Origin of the sequence: uncultured Selenomonas sp., assembly GCF_963528755.1 — a bacterium.
Taxonomy (GTDB): domain Bacteria; phylum Bacillota; class Negativicutes; order Selenomonadales; family Selenomonadaceae; genus Selenomonas.
The window spans coordinates 1-6,001 of the sequence record NZ_CAURXA010000019.1; the positions used below are offsets into that span (position 1 = coordinate 1).

Here is a 6,001-nt window from a genome sequence, read left to right on the forward strand (position 1 = left end):
ACAAACGTCCACTTTGTGGACATTGTGCGCCGCCCTTAAGGAAAGTTGCCCAATCAGCCTGCGCCTTTGGCTTGGCCTCTTGGACTTTCCTAGTAAAATATACTACAGGAATAGCATACTGCATCGCTTGACAGGAGGAATGGCTTTTGGCGAACTACATCATGATGATGGGGACAAGCTCGCATGTTGGAAAGAGCATCCTGACGACGGCGCTCTGCCGCATCTTTCGGCAGGAGGGGCGGCGCGTCGTCCCCTTCAAAGCGCAGAACATGGCGCTCAATTCCTATGTCACGAAAGATGGCTTGGAGATGGGGCGTGCGCAGGTCGCCCAGGCGGAAGCCGCGGGACTTGAACCGTTTGTCGACATGAATCCCGTCTTGCTGAAGCCGACAGGAAACTCCTGCTCGCAGGTCGTGCTCATGGGAAAGCCTGTCGGCAATATGACAGCGAAGGAGTACCACCAAGGCTATTCGCTCAAAGCGTTTTCGGCGGTCAAAGAAGCGTTGGCGCGTCTCGATGCGGAGTACGAAACCGTCGTCATCGAGGGCGCGGGAAGCCCTGCCGAGGTCAATCTCAAGGCGAACGACATCGTCAACATGCGCGTGGCGAAGTATCTGAATGCGCCCGTTCTGCTCATTGCCGATGTCGATCGCGGCGGTGCGCTCGCTTCGCTCGTCGGCACTTTGGAGCTTTTGGAAGAGGATGAAAGAGCGCTCGTCAAGGGGCTTGTCGTCAACAAGTTTCGCGGCGACATCTCGCTCTTTACCCCTGCTGTCGAATTTTTGGAGAAAAAGACGGGCAAGCCTGTGCTCGGCGTCATCCCGCATATCGAGGAAATGGGCATTGACGACGAAGATTCCGTATCCTTGGAGGATAAGGCAGAAAGGGCGGAAGAGAAGGAACTCAACCTTGCTGTCATCCGTACGCCGAAGATTTCCAACTTCACGGATTTTGACAGTTTGGAAAGCGAGCCGGACGTGGCGCTACGCTATGTGCATGAAGCGGCGACTCTCGGTACGCCCGACTTGATTCTGTTGCCGGGCAGCAAGAATACGTCGGAGGACATGCGTTGGCTCGAAAAAACGGGACTTGCCTCGAAGATTCGCGAGGTGCACGAAAAGGGAACGGCCGTCATCGGTATATGCGGCGGCTACCAGATGCTTGGCAAGCGCATATTGGATCCGCACCATACGGAATCTTCTTTTGACAGTACGGATGGGCTGGGGCTTCTTGGTCTGCAGACGACATTTCATGAAAACAAGTTGACTTCGCAGGTCGTAGCTTCGGCTAGGGATTTTTCGTTTCTTGGCAAGCGGATTTCTGTCGATGATATCAAGGGCTATGAAATTCATATGGGAACGACGGAGTTCCTGTGCGATAGGGACAGTCATCCGCTCTGCGTGAAAGAGAGACGCGGCGAAGTTTGTGACGCTGCGGAAGGTACGGTAAATGAAGAAGAAAACATCTTTGGTACATACATCCATGGATTTTTCGATCACGATGGACTGCGCCGTGCGATTCTCAATGCCTTGCGCGAAAAGAAAGGGCTTCCTGCGCTCGCTGTGACGCGCAATCGCTACCGCGAGAAGGAGGAGAGCTATGATCGCCTTGCTGCCGTCGTGCGTGCGCATCTCGATATGGATAAGCTGCGCGAAATCATGGGGGAGAAGGTCGGATGCTGACGGCTGTCCTTGCGTTCTTCATCGACTGCATTCTCGGCGATCCGCGTTCGCGCTTCCATCCCGTCGTATTGATGGGAAATCTTATCGCTTGGCTGGAGCATTGCCTTTATCGTCCCGAAGATACGAATGAGAAGAAACTGCTCTGCGGCGGCATGCTCGCCCTCATCGTGCTCGTCGTTTGTTACGAGGCTGCATGGTGCATCCTGCGGCTTTTGGGGCTTATCCCCTTGCCGCATGTGGGCATGGCGCTGGAAGCGTTGCTGCTCGCCTTCATGATCTCGCCGAAGAGCCTTGCGGCGGCAGGCATGGAGATACGCGCCCTCCTGAAGGCGGGCGATCTGCCGGAAGCGCGCAGAAAAGTCGGCTGGATCGTGGGGCGCGATACGGAAAAGCTCAGCGGGCCGGAAGTGTCGCGCGCCGCGATCGAGACCGTGGCGGAAAACACGGTTGACGGCGTTCTTGCACCGCTCTTTTTCTATCTGATCGGCGGGCTGCCGTTCGCTGTGCTCTATCGCGCGGCGAATACTATGGATTCGATGCTCGGCTACAAGAACGCGAAGTATTTGTACTTTGGCAGGGTGGCGGCGCGTCTCGACGATGTGCTCAATTACATTCCCGCGCGCATTGCGGGTGTTCTTTTCGTGCTCGCGGCCTTTTTCCTGGGCTTCGACGGGCGCGGCGCTTGGCGCATGCTGCATCGCGATGCGGCGAAGCACCCAAGCCCGAACGGGGGGCACGCCGAAGCACCTACGGCGGGTGCACTCGGCATACGCTTGGGCGGCAACAACTATTACTTCGGCGAGCCGCATTTTCGCGCCTATATGGGAGAGGCGCGGCGTGAAATTGAAGCCGATGACATACAGAAGACCGTGCGCCTCATGTATACGGTCACGATTCTTTTTCTGCTCTTGACGTATGGCGGGTTCCTTCTTTGGCAGCAGAGGGGGATGCTTTTTTAGTGTAGACGTGAAGCACTGGGGGTATTTTTTTGCGTGCGTTTTTCATCGGTCTGCAGTTTCTCACGCGCATTTCGATCGTGGAGCAAAAGGATTGGTGTGAGAAGGATTTTGCCGACAGCGTGCGTTATTTTCCGCTGATCGGCTTGGTGCTCGGCATCATTTATGCGGCCTTTGCCGCACTGCTGTTGAGTTTTTTGCCGCAAAACGGCATTCTCTTGCCGCATCATGTCGTTGCGGCAATCTTGCTGATACTGCCGATTCTCCTGACGGGCGGGCTTCATTGCGACGGCTTCATGGACACGATGGACGGACTGTTTTCGGGACGCTCTCGCGAGCGCATGTTGGAAATCATGAAGGACAGCCGCGTGGGGGCGAACGGTGTTTTTGCCTTCGTCCTGTTGATGATTTTCGACTGGTCGATCCTGCTTGACCTGCTGCAAAGCGCATGGCTTTTTCCAGCTCTGTTCGCCATGCCCATTGTTTCACGCCTGATGATGGTCGTCGCCATTTCCGCTTTTCCCTATGCACGTCCTGTGGGCATGGGCAAGGCATTCAAAGATGGCGGCACGAAGTCCGTCCTTTACGGAGCTTTTTTTTATACGCTTATCCTCGTGTTTTTTCCAGGCGTCGCAGCATGTTTTTTCGACATCATTCCTTTGGACGCTGCGGGACTGTCCTCGTGGGTTCTTTCCATGACGGCGGTCATATTTGCTGCGCTTCTCTTTACGATTTTTTTTGCAAGCTATGCGACGCGTCATCTCGGCGGCTTGACCGGAGATGTCTATGGCGCGATTACGACATTGACGGAAACGCTTGTGCTTTTGAGCTTTTTGGTGTTTTCTTCGGTTAGCTGCTAGTGTAATATAAAGACGTTCGGCTTTCTTTCTGCTCCATGCAGGAAGAAGGGAACCCGCTGTAGAAGGAAAAGTATATCGGGTTTCTGTTGTCTTTGAAAAACTATACGCGCAAACGTCCACTTTGTGGATATTGTACGCGGTTCTTACATGAGAGAAGGGAGGACGAGGTTCTGCAAAAATATGAACATGGGGGCAATGTCTATGAGAAATGCCCGACTGGCGGAGCGTGGCTGGATTTCAGTGCAAATATCAATCCTCTCGGCCTGTCACCTCGTGTGCGGGAAGCCATTTTTTCCCATGTTGATGGCATCGTCAATTATCCTGATCCTGAGGCGCGTGCCTTGAAGACGGCGATCGCTTCTTTTTATGATGTGCCGCAGAAAAAAATCGTGCTCGGCAACGGCGCAGCGGAACTCTTTTACTGCTTCTTCTATATCGTGCGCCCGAAGCGCCTGCTCCTGCCCGTCCCGTCCTTCAGCGAATATGAAAGGGCGGCGCGTGCCGCAGGTGTGAAGGTCATATATCTTCCGCTGTTGAAAAAGCATGGGTTTTCTCTTGATTTGGAAGCGGCGGTGCAGCAGTTTTCGAAGGAAGACGTCATCCTGCTTTGCAGTCCGAACAATCCGACGGGACGTCTCTGGGAGCGAAAAGAATTGTGCGTGCTGCTGGAAAAAGCAGAGGAGCGAGGCACATACGTCGTGATGGATGAATCCTTCTTGGATTTTCGTGAAGATGGAGAGGGATATACTTCGCGCCATCTGACGAACGAATATCCGCATCTCTTCGTCGTCCAGTCCATGACGAAGTTTTTTGCCCTGCCAGGATTACGACTGGGCTTCGGCATTGCTGAACCGAATCTTTGCCGACGATTGGAAAGCGGCAAAGATGTTTGGAATGTGAATTTCCTTGCTCAAGCGGCAGGTGTTGCTGCTCTTTCCGACACGGTCTACCATGAAGAGGCACGCTCTTTTGTCCGCAGGGAAAAAAAGTTTCTTGCTGCGGAACTTGCAAAATTGCCAGGGATTGAGGTCTTTGCACCCTCCGTGAATTTTATTCTTTTCCATTTGCAGCAGGGAAAGGAGTTTTTACGACATCTTATTATGGCTTTGCGAGAGGGAGGAATCTTGCTGCGCGATTGCAGCAATTATTCGGGGTTGGATGGGGCGTACTTGCGTGCAGCTGTACGTTCTCGTGCAGACAATGAACGATTGCTCGAAGCCATGCATGAAGTTTGGAAGGAATGGGATGCAGTATGACGAAGATTTATCTTGTTCGACATGGATTGACCGAGTGGAATTCCGGCGGTCGGTTTCAAGGACATTCTGATATTGCCTTGGCAGAAAAGGGTGTGAAACAGGCTGAATGCCTCGCCAGGCATTTTCCCGCAGAGAAGATCGATGCCATCTATTCTAGTGACTTGCAGCGTGCCGCTTCGACGGCAGGGTTTATTGCCGAACGCTTTGGCTGTGAGGTAAGGAAGACGGAAAATTTGCGGGAAATGAACTTCGGCGAGTGGGAAGGTCTTACCTTCGAGCAAATCAGCGCCAAATGGCCAGAAGCCGGAAAGCAGATTTTTTTTGCGCCGGATGAACTTAAGCCGCCCGGAGGGGAGACTTTCGAGGATGTAGAAAAAAGAGCCTCGCGAGAATTGGAGAAAATTACTGCCGCTCATGCGGGCGAGCACGTCGTTCTCGTAGCGCACGGAGCCTTTTTGCGCACGATTCTGGCGTATGCCCTTCATATACCGCTGCGATACGTCTGGCGAATCCGACAGGGCAATACGGCGGTCAGCCGCCTCACGCACGGCGGCAATCACTTCACGGTTGATTATGTGAATAATGTTGCGCATTTGCAGCATCTCGAATTCGCCGATGAAGACTGATTGTGCCCTATGTTTATCCATTGGCATGCACAAGGGATGAAAAATTTTCAAAAAGATGTTGACATCTTCAGCATGTTCGTGTAATATAGCATTCGTTGTCGCACAGAACGGCAGCAAGACGCTCGAAAAAACTTCAAAAAGTGCTTGACAATCCCTCGTGGATGAAGTAAGATAGTCGAGCCGCCTATGAAGAACGAGCGGCGAACAGCCGGAGCAATTCGGCGGTGTTCCTTGAAAACTAAACAATGCAGAAATGAATCATCTATATGATTCAAGCCAGATGTCCATCAAGAGAAATCTTGATGAAACATCGATTGTGAACTACAATTGTAAAAGCAATCGACAATTTCTTTATGCGGTTCGAAAGAATCGTATCCAAAGATAAAAAGAGCCAATCATGGCTCTCTGCAAACTGAATGCAAAGTTCTCCGTATCCAACATAACTATGTTGGATACGGAGAAAAAACGCAGGGATTTTTGTGCTAGGCGAAGCGACGCCCCGGAAGCGCACTCGTGTGCGCTGAGGACGCGGCGCGAAGCTGCAACGAAGCATAGCGCAAAAAGACCAAGTTTTTTCGGAGAGTTTGATCCTGGCTCAGGACGAACGCTGGCGGCGTGCTT

Annotated in this window: 6 protein-coding genes; 5 read left to right on the forward strand and 1 reads right to left on the reverse strand. The window is 52.7% G+C overall.

Features of this window, described 5'->3' with window-relative positions:
• Window positions 1-146: 146 nt before the first annotated feature.
• From RWS31_RS10980 to RWS31_RS11000, 5 genes are all read left to right on the forward strand, one after another.
• Window positions 147-1,682 carry a cobyric acid synthase gene (locus tag RWS31_RS10980; protein ID WP_314598324.1) on the forward strand — a complete coding sequence of 512 codons (1,536 nt, stop codon included), beginning with the start codon at window positions 147-149 and terminating at the stop codon, window positions 1,680-1,682.
• Window positions 1,676-2,641, forward strand: a complete 966-nt coding sequence (gene cbiB, locus RWS31_RS10985; protein WP_314598326.1) for an adenosylcobinamide-phosphate synthase CbiB — start codon at window positions 1,676-1,678, stop codon at window positions 2,639-2,641. Before RWS31_RS10980 ends, cbiB begins: the two co-directional genes overlap by 7 nt.
• A gap of 29 nt (window positions 2,642-2,670) precedes the next feature.
• Window positions 2,671-3,498, forward strand: coding sequence for an adenosylcobinamide-GDP ribazoletransferase (locus RWS31_RS10990; RefSeq protein WP_314598327.1), 828 nt, complete (start codon window positions 2,671-2,673; stop codon window positions 3,496-3,498).
• A gap of 170 nt (window positions 3,499-3,668) precedes the next feature.
• Window positions 3,669-4,754, forward strand: a complete 1,086-nt coding sequence (gene cobD, locus RWS31_RS10995) for a threonine-phosphate decarboxylase CobD (RefSeq protein WP_314598331.1) — start codon at window positions 3,669-3,671, stop codon at window positions 4,752-4,754.
• Window positions 4,751-5,380, forward strand: a complete 630-nt coding sequence (locus tag RWS31_RS11000; protein WP_314598328.1) for a histidine phosphatase family protein — start codon at window positions 4,751-4,753, stop codon at window positions 5,378-5,380. The genes cobD and RWS31_RS11000 overlap by 4 nt, the downstream gene beginning before the upstream one ends.
• A 351-nt stretch (window positions 5,381-5,731) precedes the next feature.
• Here RWS31_RS11000 and RWS31_RS11005 read toward each other — a convergent pair.
• Window positions 5,732-6,001: hypothetical protein (locus RWS31_RS11005; protein ID WP_314598329.1), on the reverse strand; the 270-nt coding region annotated here is incomplete at its 5' end.